At 62.8% G+C, this 20,506-nt stretch carries 23 protein-coding genes; 16 read left to right on the top strand and 7 right to left on the bottom strand.

Translation table 11 applies throughout. The annotated features are described in order from the left end of the window. The first annotated feature begins 623 nt into the window (after positions 1 to 623). Positions 624 to 1,010, top strand: a complete 387-nt coding sequence (locus NKJ08_RS16990; RefSeq protein ID WP_352527961.1) for a DUF2794 domain-containing protein — start codon at positions 624 to 626, stop codon at positions 1,008 to 1,010. 4 nt (positions 1,011 to 1,014) lie between these two features. Here NKJ08_RS16990 and NKJ08_RS16985 read toward each other — a convergent pair whose 3' ends face one another. From NKJ08_RS16985 to NKJ08_RS16970, 4 genes are all read right to left on the bottom strand, one after another. Further along, entirely contained in the window at positions 1,015 to 1,584 is a 570-nt protein-coding gene (locus NKJ08_RS16985) for a GNAT family N-acetyltransferase (RefSeq protein WP_352527963.1), read from the bottom strand. A 167-nt stretch (positions 1,585 to 1,751) separates the two neighbouring features. Then, positions 1,752 to 2,531: a Bax inhibitor-1/YccA family protein gene (locus NKJ08_RS16980; RefSeq protein WP_352527965.1), complete on the bottom strand. Its 780-nt coding sequence runs from the start codon at positions 2,529 to 2,531 to the stop codon at positions 1,752 to 1,754. A 220-nt stretch (positions 2,532 to 2,751) separates the two neighbouring features. Then, positions 2,752 to 5,301 (bottom strand): ABC transporter permease, encoded by a 2,550-nt coding sequence (locus NKJ08_RS16975; RefSeq protein ID WP_352782367.1) that lies wholly within the window; start codon positions 5,299 to 5,301, stop codon positions 2,752 to 2,754. Further along, a complete protein-coding gene (locus NKJ08_RS16970) occupies positions 5,301 to 6,011 on the bottom strand; it encodes an ABC transporter ATP-binding protein (RefSeq protein WP_352527969.1) in 711 nt (236 codons plus the stop codon). The genes NKJ08_RS16975 and NKJ08_RS16970 overlap by 1 nt, the downstream gene beginning before the upstream one ends. A 106-nt stretch (positions 6,012 to 6,117) precedes the next feature. Here NKJ08_RS16970 and NKJ08_RS16965 point away from each other — a divergent pair, with 106 nt between their 5' ends. The 4 genes from NKJ08_RS16965 (at position 6,118) to NKJ08_RS16950 (ending at position 8,265) form a co-directional block, all read left to right on the top strand. Beyond that, positions 6,118 to 6,762: an arylesterase gene (locus NKJ08_RS16965; protein ID WP_352527971.1), complete on the top strand. Its 645-nt coding sequence runs from the start codon at positions 6,118 to 6,120 to the stop codon at positions 6,760 to 6,762. Between the two features lie 149 nt (positions 6,763 to 6,911). Further along, complete coding sequence (thpR, locus tag NKJ08_RS16960; protein WP_352527972.1) at positions 6,912 to 7,508, top strand: RNA 2',3'-cyclic phosphodiesterase; 597 nt, start codon at positions 6,912 to 6,914, stop codon at positions 7,506 to 7,508. Between the two features lie 4 nt (positions 7,509 to 7,512). After that, positions 7,513 to 7,809 carry a 4a-hydroxytetrahydrobiopterin dehydratase gene (locus tag NKJ08_RS16955; protein WP_352527974.1) on the top strand — a complete coding sequence of 99 codons (297 nt, stop codon included), beginning with the start codon at positions 7,513 to 7,515 and terminating at the stop codon, positions 7,807 to 7,809. A 93-nt stretch (positions 7,810 to 7,902) separates the two neighbouring features. Further along, positions 7,903 to 8,265, top strand: coding sequence for a YkvA family protein (locus NKJ08_RS16950; protein WP_352527976.1), 363 nt, complete (start codon positions 7,903 to 7,905; stop codon positions 8,263 to 8,265). A gap of 46 nt (positions 8,266 to 8,311) precedes the next feature. On the opposite strand, the gene NKJ08_RS16945 is transcribed toward NKJ08_RS16950, so the two are convergent. Continuing rightward, on the bottom strand, positions 8,312 to 8,920 hold the full coding sequence (locus NKJ08_RS16945; protein WP_352527978.1) for a methyltransferase family protein: 609 nt from the start codon (positions 8,918 to 8,920) through the stop codon (positions 8,312 to 8,314). Positions 8,921 to 9,280: 360 nt separating this feature from the next. On the opposite strand from NKJ08_RS16945, the gene NKJ08_RS16940 reads away from it, so the two are divergent. The 4 genes from NKJ08_RS16940 to NKJ08_RS16925 all read left to right on the top strand — a co-directional run bounded on the left by NKJ08_RS16940 (position 9,281) and on the right by NKJ08_RS16925 (position 11,889). Next, on the top strand, positions 9,281 to 9,787 hold the full coding sequence (locus NKJ08_RS16940; RefSeq protein ID WP_023721899.1) for an invasion associated locus B family protein: 507 nt from the start codon (positions 9,281 to 9,283) through the stop codon (positions 9,785 to 9,787). A gap of 143 nt (positions 9,788 to 9,930) precedes the next feature. Then, the gene (locus NKJ08_RS16935) at positions 9,931 to 10,137 is read left to right on the top strand and encodes a hypothetical protein (RefSeq protein WP_352527980.1); all 207 of its coding nucleotides are present in this window, start codon (positions 9,931 to 9,933) and stop codon (positions 10,135 to 10,137) included. A 31-nt stretch (positions 10,138 to 10,168) separates the two neighbouring features. After that, positions 10,169 to 11,401 carry a dual-specificity RNA methyltransferase RlmN gene (rlmN, locus tag NKJ08_RS16930; RefSeq protein ID WP_352527982.1) on the top strand — a complete coding sequence of 411 codons (1,233 nt, stop codon included), beginning with the start codon at positions 10,169 to 10,171 and terminating at the stop codon, positions 11,399 to 11,401. Next, positions 11,398 to 11,889, top strand: a complete 492-nt coding sequence (locus tag NKJ08_RS16925) for a hypothetical protein (RefSeq protein ID WP_352527984.1) — start codon at positions 11,398 to 11,400, stop codon at positions 11,887 to 11,889. Before rlmN ends, NKJ08_RS16925 begins: the two co-directional genes overlap by 4 nt. On the opposite strand, the gene NKJ08_RS16920 is transcribed toward NKJ08_RS16925, so the two are convergent. Further along, positions 11,861 to 12,502 (bottom strand): LysE family translocator, encoded by a 642-nt coding sequence (locus NKJ08_RS16920; protein WP_352527986.1) that lies wholly within the window; start codon positions 12,500 to 12,502, stop codon positions 11,861 to 11,863. The two genes, NKJ08_RS16925 and NKJ08_RS16920, sit on opposite strands and share 29 nt — an antisense overlap. 191 nt (positions 12,503 to 12,693) lie before the next feature. Between NKJ08_RS16920 and NKJ08_RS16915 the strand changes: the two genes are divergently transcribed. The 3 genes from NKJ08_RS16915 (at position 12,694) to NKJ08_RS16905 (ending at position 14,931) form a co-directional block, all read left to right on the top strand. Beyond that, entirely contained in the window at positions 12,694 to 13,917 is a 1,224-nt protein-coding gene (locus tag NKJ08_RS16915; protein ID WP_352528097.1) for an argininosuccinate synthase, read from the top strand. 171 nt (positions 13,918 to 14,088) lie between these two features. Beyond that, positions 14,089 to 14,316: a lipoprotein gene (locus NKJ08_RS16910; protein ID WP_352527988.1), complete on the top strand. Its 228-nt coding sequence runs from the start codon at positions 14,089 to 14,091 to the stop codon at positions 14,314 to 14,316. Between the two features lie 243 nt (positions 14,317 to 14,559). Further along, the gene (locus NKJ08_RS16905) at positions 14,560 to 14,931 is read left to right on the top strand and encodes a hypothetical protein (protein WP_352527990.1); all 372 of its coding nucleotides are present in this window, start codon (positions 14,560 to 14,562) and stop codon (positions 14,929 to 14,931) included. Positions 14,932 to 14,976: 45 nt separating this feature from the next. Here the strand turns inward: NKJ08_RS16905 and NKJ08_RS16900 are convergent, their stop codons facing one another. Further along, entirely contained in the window at positions 14,977 to 15,777 is an 801-nt protein-coding gene (locus NKJ08_RS16900) for a lytic murein transglycosylase (RefSeq protein ID WP_352528099.1), read from the bottom strand. A gap of 185 nt (positions 15,778 to 15,962) precedes the next feature. Between NKJ08_RS16900 and NKJ08_RS16895 the strand changes: the two genes are divergently transcribed. The 4 genes from NKJ08_RS16895 to NKJ08_RS16880 all read left to right on the top strand — a co-directional run bounded on the left by NKJ08_RS16895 (position 15,963) and on the right by NKJ08_RS16880 (position 20,179). Further along, positions 15,963 to 17,210: a flavin monoamine oxidase family protein gene (locus NKJ08_RS16895; RefSeq protein WP_352782363.1), complete on the top strand. Its 1,248-nt coding sequence runs from the start codon at positions 15,963 to 15,965 to the stop codon at positions 17,208 to 17,210. A gap of 91 nt (positions 17,211 to 17,301) precedes the next feature. Continuing rightward, positions 17,302 to 18,396, top strand: coding sequence for a zinc-binding metallopeptidase family protein (locus NKJ08_RS16890; protein WP_352527994.1), 1,095 nt, complete (start codon positions 17,302 to 17,304; stop codon positions 18,394 to 18,396). Between the two features lie 64 nt (positions 18,397 to 18,460). Then, positions 18,461 to 19,063 carry a DUF1236 domain-containing protein gene (locus NKJ08_RS16885; RefSeq protein ID WP_352527996.1) on the top strand — a complete coding sequence of 201 codons (603 nt, stop codon included), beginning with the start codon at positions 18,461 to 18,463 and terminating at the stop codon, positions 19,061 to 19,063. Between the two features lie 147 nt (positions 19,064 to 19,210). Next, entirely contained in the window at positions 19,211 to 20,179 is a 969-nt protein-coding gene (locus NKJ08_RS16880) for a CPBP family intramembrane glutamic endopeptidase (protein ID WP_352527998.1), read from the top strand. Positions 20,180 to 20,506: the final 327 nt, after the last annotated feature.

Here is a 20,506-nt window from a genome sequence, read left to right as displayed (position 1 = left end):
TGCCGGCACCTTCTCCCGTATAGCGACGGGGAGAAGGGACTGGCCGCAATCTTGGCGCCCATTCTACAACGTTGGCAGTTGGCGAAACCATTCCATGATGGCGTCTTTCTCCCCGTCACTATACGGGGAGAAATGCCCGGCAGGGCAATGAGGGGCGGCGCCGACCGACGTTGTTAAATGACGACATCAAGTGAAGCAGTCGACGCACCCGGCAGCGCGACACGTTGGGGACCGATCCAGCCCTCCAATAAAAAACCGGCGTCAGCTTGCTTCTGACGCCGGTCATTTAGGTTTTGGGATCGTCGCACCCGATTTCTCCAAGGAAAAACCGAGGTTGGTTCGATCCGACGCAGACCCGTGGGCGGGGGGCTTGGGGTTTACGAGCCGGTGCCGGACCGAACCGTCTCAGGCAACGCCGGTAAATTCGTCGGACATTGGGGCATGAGCACGGATAAAAAAAGGCAGGATTGTGGCAAAGCATCACCAATTCCAACAGGCGTTTCGCAAACGTGACTGGACGCTGCAGAAACGGCGCGGCGCTGCCCTTGCCCGGCCGGGCCTTGCAATTCGGCGACGAAAGCGCCAACTTTGGTCGGCGTATGATTCATTGCGAGGATCCAGGCATGACTGATCGCAGCAGCGGGACGGAGGATGGGGACGCATCCGCAATATTGATCCCGCTGCACGAGGCAAGACGCGAACGCCTCGACCAGCCGGTGCGGTTCGACCGGCGCGAACTGGACCAGATACTCAGGCTCTATGGCCGTATGGTCGCCGCCAATGAATGGCGCGACTATGCCATCGATCACCTCGCCGACCGCGCCGTTTTTTCCGTCTTCCGCCGCACCAGTGAAGTGCCGCTTTTCCAGATCGTCAAGGATCCGAAGCTGGCGCGCCGGCAAGGCGCATTCGCCGTCATCGCCGCCGGCGGGCGCATCCTCAAGCGCGGCCAGGAACTCGGCCGGGTGCTTGGCGTGTTCGACCGAACGCTGACGCTGGTCGACGCGTAACCCCTTATTTTTGTTTGCGGAACTTCCGCTCGGGCAGCGATTGCGGATCGGGCGGGATCGACGCCCCGCCATTGATCGGCAACTGCATGAAAACCGTGTCCAGCCAGCGTCCGTGCTTGTAGCCGGAGCCTTCCAGGCGGCCGGTATCGCGAAAGCCGAGTTTCTCATGCAGCCGCACTGAGGCGCTGTCGGGCCGGCCGTCGCCGATCACCGCGATGATCTGGCGAAAACCCGCCGCCTTGGCCGCCTCGATCAGCCCTTGCATCAGCTTGAGCCCGACGCCCTGCCCCTTGGCGTCGGGCGCGACATAGACGGAATCCTCGACGACGAAGCGATACGCCGGGCGCGGCCGGAAGGCCCCGGCATAGGCGTAGCCGAGCACGGCGCCGGCCTTCTCCGCCACCAGATAGGGAAAGCCGCCGGCCATCAGAGTGTCGAAGCGCATGCCCATCTCGGCGCGGCTCGGCGGTTCGAGTTCGTAGCTCGCCCTGCCGTTTATCACCGCGTCGGCATAGATTTCGGTGATCCGGTCGAGGTCGGCCGGTGTCGCGGCCCGTATCGTGATGCTGCTCATAATTTATGCACGTCAACCACCTGTCGGCCATTTCATCAAAGACCGAGACAAAAGAAAAGGGCGGCCGTTGGGCCGCCCTTTCCAAACTCGCTGGTCCAATCAGACCATGATCCCGAAAAGTGGAAATCGGTTTTCGGAAAAGATCATGGTCAACAAAGAACGCCGTATTAGCGACGGTCGCCCATAAACTGCAGCAGGAACATGAACAGGTTGATGAAGTCGAGATAGAGCCTCAGTGCGCCCATGATCGCCTTGCGGCCGGCGACATCAGTCTCGTCGCCCTCGAAATACATCTCCTTGATGTTCTGCGTGTCGTAGGCGGTGAGGCCTGCGAAGATCAGCACGCCGACCGCCGAAACGGCGAAGGAAAGCGCCGACGACTGCAGGAAGATGTTGATCACCATCGCGATGATCAGACCGACCAGGCCCATGACCAGGAACGAACCGAATGCGGAAAGGTCGCGCTTGGTCGTGTAGCCGTAGAGCGACAGCCCGCCAAAGGCGGCGGCGGTGGCGAAGAAGGTCTGCGAGATACTGGCGGTGGTGTAGACCAGGAAGATTGACGACAGAGACAGACCGACGAGCCCGGCATAGACCCAGAACGTCGTCTGCGCTGCCGAAACGCTCATCGACTGAACACGGAACGACAGGAACATCACCGCTGCCAGCGGGGCAAAGATCACCAGCCATTTAAGCGGCGAGCCAAAGATCGCGTAGCCGAAGGAGGTCAGCATCTCGCCGCTTGGCAATGTCGCGACGGCCGAGGCCGGATCGCTGGTGGTGGCCAGCATGATTGTGCCGACTGCGGCAAGGCCGGTGATGAGAAGACCAAGCCCCATCAGATTGTAGACCTTGATCATGTAGGCGCGCAGGCCCTGGTCGATGGCAGCATCGACGCCGGCGCCGGGCACGGCGCGCGTCTGATAATTGCGAACGGGATCAGCCATGGAAATCCTCATATTGCTTCTGCCCCGTCCGGTGTCAGGTCCATTTGAACCCAGGCGCCGCTGGCGGGGCTCCAGCATGCCTGCGCCGAAATATGATGGTTCTTGGCGTAAAGGACAAGACCGTAACCGGACGTAATGCTCCCGTGAAGTGCCGGAGATCCGGTTTTATTGGCCTTCCCGGCCGAAACATTAACGAGATTTAATCAAAACCGGCTCTCGCTCAAAGATTTCGCAGCACCGGTGCCGCCTTGTGACCGAGCACCCGCCACGTGCCGGCAAGGCCGATGCCGACCGTGACCACCAGCGAAAAGCCGATGGTCGCCACCGCTACCTCGGGCATGAAATGCGATGGCAGCGTCATAATGCGCGCAACGACGAACCATGCAGCCACACCGCCCGCCGCCAGCGCAAAGATCGCCGTGGCAAGGCCGATCAGCATATATTCCAGCGAAAAGGCCGCGATCAGCGTTTTCCTGGTCGCACCCAGCGTCTTCAGCACCACCGCGTCGTGGATGCGGGCACGGTTGCCGGCGGCAAGCGCCCCGGCCAGCACCAGCACCGAGGCGATCAGCGCCACGCCCGCCGCCGCCCTGATCGCGGTGCCGAGCTGTGCCACCAGCCGGTTGACGACGTCGAGCGCGTCCTTGACCCTGACTGTCGTCACCGCGGGAAAGGCCCGGGTAACGGCGTTGAGAAGACGGGCATCGTCGGCTGCCGACGCGTCTTTCTCGGTCAGCGTCGCCAACCAGCCATGCGGCGCCCCGGCGAATGTGCTGGGCGAAAACACCATGACGAAATTGATGCCCATGGTTTCCCATTCGACCTGGCGGAAATTGGCGATCTTCGCCGTGATGTTGCGGCCGAGCACGTTGACGGTGATGGTATCGCCGAGCTTCAGCCCGATCTCTTTGCCTTCTTCGGCGGAAAACGAGACCAGCGGCTCGCCGGCATAGTTCTCCGGCCACCAGCTGCCCTCGATCAGCGTCGCATTCTCCGGCAGCTTTGCGTCATAGGTCAGGCCGCGATCGCCGCGCAGCACCCAGGCGCCCTCGGCCGGAACCTTGACCTTATCGACATCGACGCCGTTGAGCGCCATCACCCGGCCGCGCAGCATCGGCACCTTGATCAGCCTACCCTGCGGCGCTTCTTTGCCGATCAGCGCGGAGAAAGCATCGACGTCGCCGCTCTGGATATCGACGAAGAAGAAGTTCGGCGCCCGCTCCGGCAGGCTGCCGGAAATCTGCCGCCTCAGATTGCCGTCGATCAGCGCCAGCGTCACCAGGAGCGTCAGCCCGAGGCCAAGCGACAGCACCACGGATGGCGTCAAGGCGCCAGGCCGATGGATGTTGCCGATGGCGAGCCTGAGCGCCGTTGAACGCACGCGCGGGCTTTTCTTCGCCGCCCACTGCACCAGCGTACCGACGACACGCAGCACCAGGAACGACAAAACCGTGGCGCCGACGAAGATCGAGGCGATGCGGCGGTCACCGGAAAACAGGACCGCCAGCGCCGCCAGCAGCAGCGCGATGCCGAATGCCGCGGCGATATAGATCGGGCGGGGAAAACCGCGGCCCTCAAAACCCATTTCGCGAAACAGCGCAGTCGCCGGCACGTCGCGGGCACGACCGAGCGGCAGCAAGGCGAAAGCCAGCGTCACCAGCAGCCCGAACAGCGCTGCCATGCCGAGCGCGCCGGGATAGAACCCACCTTCTGCCGGCACCGGAATGACCGACTGGAGTGCCGCGCTCGCCGCGAACGGCATCAGCGCGCCAAGCACAAGGCCCAGCGCGATGCCGAGGGCGGCGATCATCAGGATCTGCACCAGGTAGACGGCAAAGACGAACCCGCCCGAAGCCCCCAGGCTCTTGAAGGTAGCGATGACGCCGCGCTTGCCGTCGAGATAGGCACGTACCGCATTGGCCACACCGACGCCACCGACCACCAGCGCCGTCAGCCCGACCAGCGTCAGGAATTGCGAGAACCGCTCGATGTTCGAGGACAGCGCTGGCGCCGCGTTGCTGCGCGTGCGGATCGACCAGCCGGCCTGCGGAAATTGTTTTGCAGCCTGCTCCTGGATCGCCTTGAGCTGTGCCTCGCCGGTGCCATTGGGCAGGCGGACCTTGAAGGCGTTCTCGACCAGGCTGCCCGGCTGGATCAGACCGGAAGCCGCAAGCCCGTCGGTCGACACCATCAGCCGCGGTGCAAAGCCGAAGCCGTCCGACACCGCATCCGGCTCGTTGACCAGCCTGGCGCGCAGTTCGAACGTCGCACTGCCCAGTTTCAGCCGGTCGCCGATGCGAAGGTTCAGCCGCTCGAACAAAAGGTCTGGCGCAGCGGCGCCGAAGACGCCGGATTTTTCGCCGAACAAATCCTCTCTCGACAGCACCGGCTCGGTCTCCAGCGCGCCATAGAGCGGATAGGCGCCGTCGACCGCCTTGGCCTCGACCAGCGCCTGGTCGGAACCGTCCTCGAGCCTGGCCATCGAACGCATGTTGGCGCTGTGCGAAACCGTGCCCAGCCGGTCCATGAAGCTGCGTTCGGCTCTGGTCGCGTCGCGCTGGTTGAGCTGGAAGCGCAGATCGCCGCCGAGCAGCGTCTGGCCCTGGTTGGCAACACCGGCGGAAATCGCCTGCGCCACCGAATTGACGCCGCCGATTGCCGCGACGCCGAGCGCGATACAGGCAAGGAAAATCAGGAAGCCGGACAGCCCGCCGCGCATTTCGCGCAGCGAAAACCGGAAGGCGAGCCTCAGCGTTTGCGACAGCGGCATCAGGCTGTCACCTTGCCGGCCTTGGAAGCCGGCTCGGGCGCGTCCTCGATCCGTCCCGACCGCATCGACACCTGGCGCGAGCAGCGCGCCGCGAGCACCGGGTCATGCGTGACCAGCACCAGCGTCATGCCGCGTTCGGCCGCCTTGGCGAACAGCAGGTCGGCGACGTGCCGACCCGTCGCCTGGTCGAGATTGCCGGTCGGCTCGTCGGCGATCAGCATGCGCGGCGACGGCGCCAGCGCCCGGGCGATCGCCACGCGCTGTTGCTCGCCGCCAGACAATTCGCCGGGATAATGGGTGACGCGATCGCTGAGACCGACCGCCGCCAGCTCGCGCGCCGCCACACCGAACGGATCGGCATGGCCGGCAAGCTCCAGCGGGACGGCGACGTTTTCCAGCGCCGTCATGTTGGGGATGAGATGGAAAGACTGGAAGACGATGCCGATATTTCGTCCCCGAAACGATGCGATCCGGTCTTCGCTTTTGCCGTTGAGCAGCTCGCCGGCAATTCGTACCGTTCCCGAATCGACCCTTTCAAGCCCTGCCAAAACCATCAGCAATGTCGACTTTCCCGAACCTGAAGGTCCAACGATCCCTGTCGCTTCGCCGCTCGCTACATCGAGGCTGACGCCCTTCAGCACATGGACCGAGGATGCACCTTCGCCGAGCGTCAGCGATACGTCTTTCAGCGAAATGACGGCTTCTTCCAAAATCAAATCGTCCTATATGGGGAGTGAGGGCTAGAGCATCCGATGCTCGACAAAGATGGAACCTGCCTTCGCCAACAGATGTTCCTGGTCATATGGGGCCTGCCGCATGGCTTTCAAACACACCTTTGCCGCAGCCTTCGCCCTTTTCCTTGCGATTTTCGGCGCCATTTCGTCGGCGCGCGCCGAGCCCTTCACCATCGTCGGCTTCGGCGATAGCCTGATGGCGGGTTTTGGCCTCGGGCCAGGCCAGGGCTTCACCGACAGGCTGCAGGCGGTGCTTCGCGCCAAGGGCTACGATGTCACGGTCGCTAATGCCGGCGTCTCCGGCGATACGACGAGCGGCGGCCTGTCGCGGCTCGACTGGTCGGTGCCGGACGGCACGCAGCTGGTCATCCTGGAGCTCGGTGCCAACGACATGCTGCGCGGCGTTTCGCCCGCCATTGCGGAGAAGAACCTGGACGCCATGCTGGCAAAACTGAAGCAGCGCAAGATCGCCGTGTTGGTGGCCGGCATGCGCGCGGCGCCCAATCTCGGCGCCGATTACCAGAACGCCTTCGACGCGATCTTTCCGAGACTGGCTGAAAAATACGACGTGCCGCTCTATCCTTTCTTTCTCGAAGGCATTGCCGGCCAATCCGTCCTGCAGCTCGAGGACGGCCTTCATCCAAACGCCCGAGGCGTCGACCGCATCGTTGAGGGTATCCTGCCTGGCGTGGAGAAAGCCATCGATGCGGTACGGGGCAGTTCCTGAGGCAAGGCCCTTGCTGAGGCAGGACCCGGCCGCGACACATTCCGCAAGGGAAGCTTTTAGGCAGGCCTGCGACCAACAAACCCCTTGCCCCGTTTGACTATCGATGATTCGCTAGGGCAAGAGTTCGATTCGAGGACAGGAGGCTTCCCATGCCGCGTCTTTTTACCGCCCTCGAAATACCGCGTGATGCCGCTCTTTCGCTGTCGCTGCTCAGGGGCGGCCTGCCCGGAGCCCGCTGGATCGACGTCGAGAATTACCATTTGACGTTGCGCTTCATCGGCGATGTGGAAGGCCACGTCGCCGACGAGATCGCCAATGCGCTTGACCGTGTTCACCGCCCGTCCTTCCCGCTGACGCTGTCCGGCGTCGGCGCCTTCGGCCAGAAGAAGCCACACGCGGTGTGGGCCGGGGTCGCGGCTTCGCCCGATCTTTCCGCACTGCAGGCCGAAATCGAGCGCATCTGCCAGCGGCTCGGCATCCCGGCCGACCCGCGCAAGTTCATGCCGCATGTGACCTTGGCCCGACTGCGCAGTTCGAGCCCGCTCGACGTTGCCCAGTACCTGTCGGCGCGCGGCAATTTTTCGACGCTGCCGTTCCGGGTCGGCCGTTTCGTGCTGATGTCGTCGCGCGACTCGGTCGGCGGCGGGCCCTACATCGTCGAGGAGGCGTGGCCGCTTTCGGGTGCCGACAGCCGGGCCGCCAGCCGTTTGGTCGACGCCCCCGACGCTTCGCGGATCATGCGGTAGACGGATGGCCAGGGAAAAACTTGCAAAAGAGGCGATCAGCGCCGAACTTGCCGGCCTCGACGGCTGGTCGCTGGCCAAGGATGGTGGTTCGATCAGCCGCACCTTCACCTTCAAGAATTTCTCCGAAGCCTTCGCCTTCATGACCCGCGTCGCCCTGGCGGCGGAGAAGATGGACCACCATCCCGACTGGTCGAACGTCTACAAGACGGTAAACGTGACCCTCAACACGCATGACGCCGGCGGCCTGACCGCGCTGGATTTCGAACTGGCCAGAAAGATGAACCGCTATTTCGGCGGCTGACACCTGCCAGCACCTTGCAGCCGGGTTCGGCTTTCACCACATTTTGCATTGCCGTCGTGCGTGAAGCCACGCAGCGGCGGCAAGGAGAGGTTGATGGCGCAAAAATCCGGTTTTGATTTCTTCGGCCTCGGCAGCAAGCCGGGCAATGAGAGCGAAGTGCGCGAAAAGTTCTGGCGCACGGCGAAGAAGGCTGCCCGGCAGATCCCGTTCATGGAAGAGGTGGTCGCCGCCTATTACTGCGCCATGGACAAGAAGACGCCGCTGCGCGCCAAGGGCACATTGCTGGCTGCGCTCGGCTATTTCGTGCTGCCGACGGACGTCATCCCCGATTTCATCTTTGGGCTTGGCTTCACCGACGACATCGCCGTGCTGACCGCCGCGATCACAACCGTCAGCGCCCACATCACGCCCGCACACCGGCTCGCTGCCAAACAGGCGATCGCCGACAAGAGCTGAGCCGGTGCGGCGCAAAAAATGGCGCGAGAACCGACTTTTCCGGCCGTCAAACCCACCGCCGCACCCGCGCCTTGTAGGCGCGATAGGCATCTCCGAACTTCCGCTCGAGATAGCGCTCTTCCGGCGCGATGACGCCGGTATTGATCACCCGCAGCAGCGGGACCACGAGCGCAATAGCCCAAAGACTTCCGGCCGCGACGCCGAGGCCCAGATAGACGAGGGTCGCTCCCAGATAGAACGGGTTCCTGGTCCGCCGATAGATACCGTCGACGACCAGCGCCGTCGTCGGCAAGGTCGGTGGTATGTTGGTGCCAGCGGCCTGAAAGCGGCCCGCCGCCATAAAGATGAACACGAAGCCGCACACCGCGAGCACGGCGCCGGCCAGATAGCGGGCGAGCGCCTGCCCGGCCATGACCGGGAGCGGAACGAGCACCTCGAGGACGGCTGCCGCCACCAGGAAGCAGAGAAAGATCAAAGGCGGCAGCGCAATGACCCCAGCCACGTCGGGCGCGCCCGATCCGCCCGCCGCCTCCCCGGCATCCGACCGGGGCACCGCGCCACCGGCCACCGTCCGCATGGCGACACGAATGCCGAACACAATCGCCAGGACGGCTGTGCCGCCCGCCAGGATCAGGACTGTCTCGGAAATGGCCATGGCCAAATCTCCCGTAGCCGCCAAGGAGGGGTCCCTGGCCGAGCGCCGTGGAGGCGAACGTAGACATGATACCGTCTGGAGGAAAATTCGTCACGTACCTCAGAAAAGCCGGGATGGCTGCAAGACCTAGCTGCTTGAAAAGTCAAACTCTTGCCGTTTTCGTGGCCTCCAAGTCGCGGCAGGGACATTGCGACAGCCGCTTTTTCGAGCGGCAGCGCGAAGACGGCGGCGGTTTCTGGCGTGAACATCCTTTTGTCAGGGAAAATTCACCGTTTGGTAACCCAGATTAAATCAAAATGAAGCGACGGGCAGGACGCCGAGCCGGCCTGCCGCCGCACCAGTTGGAATACGGGAAAAGCGATGCGCGGATTGATTGCTATAGTTTCCAGCCTGGCCCTGGTGGCCTTGACGGCGCCTGCGCTGGCGCAGTCGGCAACCAAGATCGGCCAGCACAATGCCTGGGGCACTTACAGTTACCAGGCATCGGGCGGCGGCAAGGTCTGCTATGTCTTGACCGTGCCGACCGACAAGCAGCCGCCGACGCTCGATCATGGCGACATGTTCTTCTTCGTCAGCCAGCGGCCGGGGCAGCAGGTGTCCTACGAGCCGCAATTCATCGCCGGCTATACCTTCCAGGAAGGTTCCAAGGCCACCGTCACCATCGACAAGAAGTCTTTTTCCATGTTCACGCGCGGCAAGTCGGCCTGGGTCGAGAACGCCGCCGAGGAGCCGGTGCTGATCGCCGCGATGAAGACCGGAACCGATATGAAGGTGTCGGCCAAGTCCGGCCGCGGCAACACCACCACCTACGTTTTTTCGCTGAAGGGCATTTCGGCGGCGCTGGCCTCAATCGCCAAGTGTAAGTAGGCAGGGCGCGATCGGAGGCAGGCTTGAACCGGCCTCTATTTAACGCCGGCGCTGCCCCTCACCTGCCTGCCGGCATCCTCTCCCCGTAAACGGGGCGAGGGACGCTCCCTTCGATGATTTCGCCAATCGCCGGCGTTGCAAGCATGGCGCTGGCGCTGCGGCCGGCCTCTTTCTCCCCGTTCACCGGGAGAAATGCCCGGCAGGGCAATGAGGGGCGGCGCCGAGATCGACAATTGGTCGCCCAGCGCAAATCGGAAAAGCCAGTTTGGTCTCAAGCCTCGCGCACGCTGCATGACTCCGCCGCCAAGCTGTGCTATGCGCCGCGCTTCATTTCGGGCACGATGCTGTAATCGGCCGCAAATCGCTTATATTGGCGCAACAATGACCCTTTCATTCGATCTTACCGCCGAGGGCGCTCGTGACGCGTTGCGCACCCGCACGCTGCCCGAAAAGCCGTCGCTGATTGGCTTGACGCGCGCCGAACTCGGTGCCGCCCTCGTCGCCGCCGGCATCGTGCCGGAGCGCCAGGCAAAAATGCGCGCCCAGCAGCTCTGGCATTGGATCTATGTGCGCGGCGTTTCCAATTTTGCCGGCATGTTCAACATCTCCAAGGATCTGCGCGCCGAGCTCGACAAGCATTTCACCGTTGCCAGGCCCGAGATCGTCGAGGAGCAGATTTCCTCCGACGGCACGCGCAAATGGCTGTTCCGCTTTCCGCCGCGCGGCGCCGGCCGGCCGGTCGAGATCGAGACCGTCTACATTCCGGAAGAGGGCCGCGGCACGCTCTGCATCTCCTCGCAGGTCGGCTGCACGCTGACCTGCTCCTTCTGCCACACCGGCACGCAGAAGCTGGTGCGCAACCTGACCGCCGAGGAAATCCTCGCCCAGCTTTTGACCGCCCGCGACCGGCTCGGCGATTTCCCCGACCGCGATACGCCCGACGGCGCCATCGTTCCGGCCGAGGGCCGCAAAGTGTCCAATGTCGTCATGATGGGCATGGGCGAGCCGCTCTACAATTTCGAGGCGGTGAAGAAGGCGCTGCTGATCGCATCCGACGGCGACGGGCTTTCCCTGTCGAAGAGGCGCATCACCTTGTCGACCTCGGGCGTCGTGCCCGAGATCTTCCGCACCGGTGAGGAGATCGGCGTCATGCTGGCGATCTCGCTGCACGCCACCAATGACGATCTGCGCGACCTTTTGGTGCCGATCAACAAGAAGTATCCGCTGAAGGAGCTGATCGAAGCCTGCCGCGCCTATCCCGGCCTGTCCAACGCCAAGCGGATCACCTTCGAATATGTGATGCTGAAGGACGTCAACGACTCGATCGAGGACGCCAAGGGGCTGATCAAGCTGCTCAAGGGCATCCCGGCCAAGATCAATTTGATCCCGTTCAATCCGTGGCCTGGCACCAACTATCAGTGCTCGGACTGGGAGACGATCGAGAAATTCGCCGACTACATCAACAATGCCGGCTACGCCTCACCGATCCGCACGCCGCGGGGCCGCGACATTCTCGCCGCCTGCGGCCAGCTCAAGTCGGACTCCGAGCGCATGCGCAGGGTCGACCGGCTGGCGCTGGAAGCGATGATGATCGCGGGGCACGGCGAGGCGTGAATCGCGTCGTCGCCTATCTGATTCGCTTCGCCGTCATCCTTGTCGGCTACATCGTCGCCTCGCTGGCCGCCAGCGCCTTCCTCAACATCATGTTCCTCGCGTCGCTCGGCTACACGCCAGAGCAGGCGCAGCCGGCGGCGACTGCCTCGCTGTATTTCTCGATCCCCTTCGTCGCGCTGTTCGTCGCCTATTTCGCCTTCATGCCGGCGGCCATCGCCATCCTCGTCTCCGAAATCCTCGGCCGACGCGACTGGCTGTTCTATGCGCTGGGGGGCGCGGCGGTGGCGGCGGTCTTCCTCGGCTTCGTCCACCAGACGGCCGACGCCAATTTCGAGGTTACCAACACAAGCGTCATGCTGGCGGTGATCGGCTGCGGCATGGTCGGTGGCATTTTCTACTGGCTGAGCGCCGGGCGCTCGGCCGGAAGCTGGCGCCAAGCCGGAACGTCCGGGAATGCGCCTATTTCGCCTGGGCCGTCAGGATCTTGAGCGCGAAGGCCGAAAACACCCCGGCAAACAGATAGTCGACGACACGCGTCACGCGCGGGCTGGCCTTCATCGCCGCCGAGAATTTTTCCGCCGCCAGCACCATCGGCGCCGTCACCGGGATCGACAGCACGACGAACATCGCGCCGAGGAAGAACAGTTTTCCCGGCGCGTCGGGATCGTGCGCGGAGACAAACTGCGGCAGGAAGGTCATGAAGAACAGGATGATCTTCGGGTTGAGCAGGTTGACGCCGAGCCCCGCGGCCCAGCTGCGAACCAGCGAAATCTTCGGCCCGCTCTTCTTCTCCGGCGAAAACGCCGACCCTTTTGTGATCGCCTGCCAGGCCAGGAAGACCAGATAGCCGGCGCCGAAAATCTTCAGCACGAAGAACGCCATCGGCGAGGCCACGATCAGCGCCGAGACGCCGACCACCACCAACGTGGTGTGGATCAGCGTGCCGCACAATGCGCCGGCCATCGAGGCAAAGCCGGTGGCGCGGCCCTGGCTCAGCGTGCGCGACACGAACAGCGTCATGTCCGGTCCAGGCGTGATCGCCAGGATCACCGTGGCGATGGCGAACTGGATCAGGGTTGCATTGTCGGGAATAAAGGACATGAGCGAGCTCTGGGCAGTAAGACGCGCAGCCTATAGCGCAGGCGCCTTGCCGGCGCCAGCTTCTGGTCGCCACAGCGTCTGGTCCAGTGCCTGCGGCGACCAGGCGCCTGTTCCTCCCTTGCGCTAGCTGGAAACGCCGTGATACTCGCCCGCGAAGCCCACCGCGTGGAACCGCCCAAATGTCCCAAAACATGTCGAAAGCAAAAGCCGTCAAGAAGGTCGTGCTCGCCTATTCCGGCGGCCTCGACACCTCCATCATCCTGAAATGGCTGCAGACCGAGCTCGGCGCCGAAGTCGTCACCTTCACCGCCGATCTCGGCCAGGGCGGCGAATTGGAGCCGGCGCGGCGCAAGGCCGAGATGATGGGCATCAAGGACATCCGCATCGTCGATGTGCGCGAGGAGTTCGTTGCCGACTTCGTCTTCCCGATGTTCCGCGCCAATGCCGTGTATGAAGGCACCTATCTGCTCGGCACCTCGATCGCCCGGCCGCTGATCTCGAAACATCTTGTCGAGATCGCCAGGGAGACCGGCGCCGACGCGATCGCGCATGGCGCCACCGGCAAGGGTAACGACCAGGTGCGTTTCGAACTTTCGGCCTATGCGCTGAACCCCGACATCAAGGTCATCGCGCCATGGCGCGACTGGTCGTTCAAGTCGCGCACCGATCTCATCAACTTCGCCGAGCAGCATCAGATCCCGGTGCCGAAGGACAAAAAGGGCGATGCACCGTTCTCGGTCGACGCCAACCTGCTGCATTCGTCTTCCGAGGGCAAGGTGCTGGAAGACCCATGGAGCGAGCCACCGGAATTCGTCCACCAGCGCACCATCTCGCCGATGGATGCACCGGATGAGGTCACCGAGGTCGAGATCGAATTCCTGAAGGGCGACCCGGTTGCGCTCAATGGCAAAAAACTGTCGCCGGCGACGATGCTGGCAGCGCTGAACGATCTCGGCCGCGATAACGGCATCGGCCGGCTCGACCTGGTCGAGAACCGCTTCGTCGGCATGAAATCGCGCGGCGTCTACGAGACCCCCGGCGGCACCATCCTGATATCAGCCCACCGGGCGATCGAATCGATCACGCTCGACCGGGGAGCTGCCCACCTCAAGGACGAGTTCATGCCGCGCTATGCCGAGCTGATCTACAACGGCTTCTGGTTCGCGCCCGAGCGGCTGATGCTGCAGGCGATGATCGACAAGAGCCAGGAAGACGTCGAAGGCACGGTGCGGCTGAAGCTCTACAAGGGCAACGTCATGGTCACCGGCCGCAAGTCGAAGAAGACGCTCTATTCCGATGCGCTGGTCACGTTCGAGGACGACCGCGGCGCCTACGACCAGAAGGACGCCGAAGGTTTCATCCGCCTGAACGCGCTGAGGCTGCGGACGCTGGCCGCGCGCAACCGCAAGGGTTGATATTCCAACAGGCCCGTTCCCCTCAATGCTTAGACGAGTTAGGAACCGGGTGAAGACGCCGGGTTTTATTTGGCGTCTCTAATATAATAGAGGCCGCGCTCTCAGATCGTTTCCTGTTTGACCTTTCGATGGTTTGATCTTACTTGTCCTGCGGGTCGGAGGGCTTTGACAGTGAAAAACAGAATTTTTCTTCTGCTTGGGGCGGTGGCCGTCCTTACCGGGTGTCAATCCACGCAAGCCCCGTCGGAGCAAACATCCAAATTCCGTACCTGCAAAAGTTTTGACGGCCCCTTCCAGATTCCCACTTCCCAGCAATGCCCGTTGAGCGGCTACGCGCAGGGTTCCGGAGTCCCGGTAGTCATCGAGGGCAAGCCAAAGGCGGCTACCCCGGCACCGTGACGCTCAAGTTCCGTACCTGCAACGGTGTTGACGGCACCTTCCAGGCTCTCAGAAATGCCCATTGAGCGGCTACGCGCATTATTGAGAGTGATGTGCCCAGGCGCTTGGCCACTCTTGGAACCGGTCTCCTGCCCGCGTTGGCTGTCCTGGCGCACTTGGCTGTCGCCAAAGCCACCGATTATGACCCCGCCTCCCTCGACCTTCCCGCGCTGATCGAGTGCAGGGCTGACGTTCCGACCTATAATGGTTTTGCCCTATGCGCCCGCAAAACTCGGCTGGAAGGATGTTCCTGCCGGCAATCCTTTCCTTAGGCAATTCGAGCTGCCGGCCACGGTCGGCGTGTTCGGGCGTGAAACGGCATCCGTCGTCCTTACCGCGACCGGGCCGATGGCGGTGTTTGACGATGTTTCCGCGCCGGAGCTCGCCCGCGAGCTCGGCATCTCACCCGAAGTCGCGACGGCGGGAAAATTCCTCGGCGAGAAGATGCTCGTCGAAAGCGGCCAGGAAGCCGACGGCATGACATTTTCCACGCGCATTGCCCTCAATGTCTCAACCGTCGATTCACATCCCGGCAAGGTGCTCGCCGGTTGCTCCTACGCGCTCGACGTGAAATAGAAAGCCCGGCGCATGGCCGGGCTTTCTATCGAACAGAGATTTCTATCAGTCAGCATCGATCGCTGTGGCGATGCGGACGATGGCCTGCTGATAGACGCTCGCGGAATTCCAGCCGGCAATTGCGCCGATATTCGATTGCGCGCTCGCGCCGGCCTGCCAACCATGACCCTTGAGGAAGTTGGCGGTGGAAGCCAACGCCGTGGCCTTGTCGCGCAGATTTTTGTTGCCGACTCCATAGCTCAAAACATTTCCGGGCAGGAACTGGGTGTGGCCAATCTCGCCATGCGCGGCACCGACCGACGAAGCGCTCAACGCTCCGCGATCAACCAGCTTCAGGGCCGCAATGGCATGCGGGTAGAAGAACTCTGGACGGCGGCAATCATAGGCCAGCGTTAAAATAGCAGAGACCGTATTCTGGTTGCCCATGGCGGAACCGAAGCCGGTCTCCATACCCCAGATGGCGAGCAACACGCCCGGCGATACGCCGTAGGTCCGTTCGATCTTGTCGAACAGCGCCGCATTCGCCTTCTTCAGCGCACGGCCCCTGGCAATGATCGCGGACGCGCCACGGCGCTTCATGAAAGCTTCCACCGAGCCGCTGAAAGCCTTATGGATGGCGCGGTCGACGGCGATCGTCTTTGTTGCGTAGGTTGCGCGATCCAGAGCGGCTAGACCCTTCGAGCCTACACCGTCGGCCCTCGCCTCCGCGGCAAACTCCGGCTTCCACGCATCGAAGCCGGCGCTGTTTTTGCCACAGCTGGCCGCCGCCTGCGCGCCCGTCGCCAACGCAAGCACCGCCACCACCGTAGCCGTTACAAACATCTTCCCCTTGGCAAGAAATGCCATGCTGCTCTCCTGATTGCCTGAATCACGTTCCCAATTGCGAACTTGCCAGCGAAACACCTGCTTGTCACTGTCCCGGCGCTGCGCCGATGCACTCAATACAGCAGGAACTTCAAATCCACCACACTGGCGGATGCCCGGGAATTTGCCTACGATCAAGTAATTATTGTGGCGGGGACAGAACAAGCATGGAAGACGTTGATGTCGTGATCATCGGCGCCGGCTCGGCTGGACTTTCGGCTGCCAAGACCCTGCGTGCCGCCGGTTTTTCCTTCAAATTGTTAGAAGCGATGAACCGCATCGGCGGCCGCGCCTGGACCAGCGACCAGCATTTCGGCGTGCCGTTCGACATCGGCTGCGCCTGGCTGCATGCCGCAGACCGCAATCCCTACTTTCCCGAGGCGAAAGCCGCCGCCTGGACACTTCATCACCACGACATGAATGTCGATCATCTCTACTACCGCGAGCGAAGGGCAAGCGAAGCCGAAGAGGCCGCGATGAAGGTGGCCGACACAAGGCTGTTCGAACTGGTGGCGGCGCATCAGGTGAGGGAAGGTGACGATGACCGTCTGTCGGCATTGCTCGCCAAGGGACACGCGCCGCGCGCCGCCGCAACCTTCGCCGGGCCGATGGATTTCGGCGCCGACGAGGACGAGATATCGATCCGCGACTTTCAGGCCGCCGCCGATCTCGATCCGAACTATTTCACCAAGGAAGGCTTCGGTACGCTGGTTGCCCGCTTCGGCGCCGATGTGCCGGTGGAACTGTCGACGCCGGTGCGCAAGATCCTCTGGGATGTGCCCGGCGTCGCCTGTGTGACGGACCGCGGCACCATCCGCGCCAAGGCGGTCATCGTCACCGCCTCGCCGGCAGTGCTCGCCTTCGAGAAGATTGCGTTCTCGCCGGTACTCCCCGATGCGCATTTCGCCGCCTTCTTCGACCTGCCGATGGGCATGCTGACCAAGCTGCCTGTCGAAATATCCGGCACAAGGCTCGGCTTGGAGCCGTTCGACGATTTGCTGATCGAGCGGCTGGCCCGGCACGACATCTACTTCCTTTGCTTTCCCTTCGACCTCGATCTGATGGTCGGTTTCGTCGGCGGCGATTTCGCCTGGGAGATGTCGGCGGCGGGCGAGGCGGCCGGCATCGACTTCGTCGTCGACCGGCTCTGCGGCATCTTTGGCGGCGACGTGCGAAAACATGTCGGACGCGCGATAATGACAAATTGGGGCGCAGAGCGGTTCGTGCGCGGCGCCTACGCGACGGCGCGACCCGGCCGTTCGCAGGCGCGCGCCACGCTGATGCAGCCGGTGGCGGAAAAGATCTTCTTCGCCGGCGAGCATTTGGCCGGTCCGCTGATGCAGACTTGCGGCGGCGCCAGACTATCGGGCGAGGCAGTGGCCAGGGAGGTGGTCACACTCCTTGCGGCAAAATAGCGTCAACCGGCGGGAACGCAGGCAGGTGACAGGCGTTTGGCGTTCTCCTGCTCGCATCGTCCTCCGCATTCCGAATGGATTTGAGACGCCAATGAAGCTTTTCGACTGCCCGCATTGCGGCCACCGTCTTTATTTCGAGAACGCGCAATGCCTGAACTGCGCCAGCCTCGTGCTCTATAATGCCGAGGATGCGCGCTTTGTGCTGTCCGGCGCCAACGTCTTCCACTGCACCAATGCCGACGAATGCGCCTGCAACTGGATGGCGGAGCCTGGCCAACCCTTCTGTCGCGCCTGCGTGCTGAACCAGTTGATCCCAGATCTGTCGGTCGACGGCAACCGCCGCCGCTGGATCCGTGTCGAGGCGGCAAAGAAGCGTGCCGTCTATTCGCTGCTCGCCTTCGGTCTGCCGGTCACACCCAAGCAGAACCCCGGCGACGAGATCGGCCTCGCTTTCGACTTTCTTGCCGATCCGATCGGTGGCGGTCCCGGCGGTGAGCGCATCCTGACCGGCCATGACAACGGCCGGATCACGCTCAATGTCGCCGAGGCGGACTCGGCCGAGCGCGAGCGGCGGCGCGTCGAGATGGGTGAGAACTACCGCACGCTGCTCGGCCATTTCCGCCATGAGCTCGGCCATTATTACTGGGACCGCCTGATCCGCGACGATCCGCAAAAGCTTGCCGGCTTTCGCGCTTTATTCGGCGACGACCGTGCCGACTATGAACAGGCGTTGAAGGCCTATTATGCCGATGGCGCGCCACCCGACTGGCAGCAGCGCCATATCTCGGCCTATGCGACGTCGCACCCATGGGAGGACTGGGCCGAGACCTGGGCGCATCACATGCATATCACGGACACGCTGGAGATGGTGCATGCTCTGAATTTACCGCTCGGCCGGCTGGAGACCGTTGAAGCCAACGAGCTGTCGCGTGCTGACACCGGCGGCGAGCAGCAGCCGGCACCATCGGAACCCGCCGCCAGGCCAGAGCCTTTCGAGAATATCCTCGCGCGCTGGCTGGTGCTGTCGGAAGCTTCCAACTCGATCAACCGCTGCATGGGCCTGCCCGACCTGTATCCCTTCGTAATCTCGGACGTGGCGGCGCAAAAACTTGCTTTTGTTCACGAGCTTTTGACCGACCTGCCGAAAATTATTGGAACAAATCGTGAGCCGGCGGAGGCTTTTTAGCCGGAACGCATGCGGCTTTGCTTCGTTTTCGGTCCCGAGGGACTGTGCAAACGGAGAGAAGATCATGAAACGCATATTGTTTCCGGCGGTGGCCGGCGCGCTCACAGCGATGTCGGGCTCTGCTTTGGCCGACACCGCCGTCTCGGCCATCACCGATCTCAATGTACGCGCCGGCCCCGGCCCGCAATATCCGGTTATCGGCGTGCTCGCCGCCGGCCAGTCTGCGACGCTCGATGGCTGCATTGCCAATAGCAAATGGTGCACCATCGCCGAAGCCAACGGCCAGGGCTGGGTCTATTCCGACTATGTGACGGCGGATTTCGGCGGCAGCCGCGTGGTCCTGACGCAGCGTCCGGCCAGCGCCGACATTGCCGTCGTGACAGCGCCCGCCGATAGCGTCGAATATTCCGACAACTATACCGGAGCAATCGTTGCCGGCGAGGCGATCGAGCCCATCCGGCGACCGCCGGCCGAGGTTCGCACGTATGTCGAAACGAATCGACTCGATCCGGTCTATCTCGAGGGCGAGGTGGTTACCGGCGCGACCTTGCCCGACACCGTCGAGCTGCGCGAGATTCCGGACTATAATTACCGCTACGTCTATGTGAACGGCCAGCCGGCGCTGGTCGATCCGGACACAAGGCGCATCATGTACGTCGTGCGCTGACGTCGCCAACAGAGCGGTCGCCCTGTAGTGGCGGCCGCTCAGACTCCCGACATTGCCACAGCCGGCATTGCTGCTGCAAAACCGGTTTTCACTTTTGCGTCCGATGCTCTAGACCATGCGAGCCGAAGCACCAGCCAGCGAGCCCGCGTGACCATCGATCCAACTGCCTTCCAACAGTACCGGCACACCGCCAACAACAAGACCACCCTGCCTCGCCTCCTGCTCGGGACGGCGATCGTCGTCCTGTTCTGGGTCGCAACAACCGTCGCCGTGCTGTTCGGCGGCACCTATGCCTTTACCGTCTGGCAGGCGTCGTCAGGCACCTCCCCGCCAGCTGGAGGGGCGGTGCAGGATTTCATGGCATCGCCCGCGGGCATCCTCGCGGCGCTGGCTTCCTTTGCCGGAATCTGGCTCGGCCTTTGGGCTGCCATGCGCTGGATCCATCGCGAGAAGCTGACGGCCCTGATCGGCATCAGCCGGCGCATTTCGTGGTCGGGGTTCCTGAAAGGGTTGGCCGCGGTGCTGATCACTTCGCTGCTTTCCGAGATCCTGCTTTATGGCCTGCAGCCCGATATTGCGCGCGGTACGATCGGCCTGTCGTCCTGGCTTTTGTTCCTGATCCCGATCGCTGCATTGACCTTTCTGCAGACCTCGTCGGAGGAGATGCTGTTCCGCGGCTATCTGCTCAGGGGTCTGGCGAGCCGGTTCCAAAATCCATTTATCTGGGCGCTGCTGCCGGGACTGCTGTTCACCTCCCTGCATTGGAGCCCGAGCTCGACGACCGCCATCAACGCCTGCGTGCTGGCCTCGATCGCCGCCTTTGCACTGTTGCTGACGCTTCTGGTCTATGCCACCGGCAATCTGGGTGCTGGCTTCGGCGCCCATCTCGGCAACAATCTGACCGGCTTCTTGCTGATTTCGCATCAGCAAAGCTATAATTCCTTCGCCCTGTTCAACGCCAAGCCGCTCGAAGCCGCCGGCTGGACGGCTTTAGACGCCGTCCTCATCGCCGCGATCGGCATCGTCAGCAGCCTGTTGACCGTTCTGCTGCTTTTGCATCCGCGCTCACCGCTGAAAGTGGAACCGGATATGACGCGCGCCGGCGGCGTGCGCTGATGCGCGTTGCCTGGTCGCCCTGAGCATATCTGGCACAACGCTGACCAAAGCTTGACTCTGCGGCCGATTTCCTGTCTACACGCCGCAAATTCCGCGACGAGTATTCCTCCGAGCAAACCGACCGGGACGCCGAAACCTCTTTGAGGTGAAGTGCTGTAAATCGATCCCGGAGGCCAACACCCGGCAGCGCTGTGCGCCCCCGGGTGCTTTTTGGCTTTGGGCTTTTGCCCGGACCGGCTTTTGCTTGGACAGTCGGCGCGAACGCATTACCTCTCGGGCATCATCCGGGTGCCAGGGAAAAGGAAAAAGAATGTTTGAATCGCTACA

The organism is Mesorhizobium sp. M0244, from assembly GCF_040321795.1.
Lineage (GTDB): Bacteria > Pseudomonadota > Alphaproteobacteria > Rhizobiales > Rhizobiaceae > Mesorhizobium.
The sequence above is the reverse complement of the archived record's forward strand: the minus strand, read 5'-3'. Positions and strand labels throughout refer to the sequence as shown.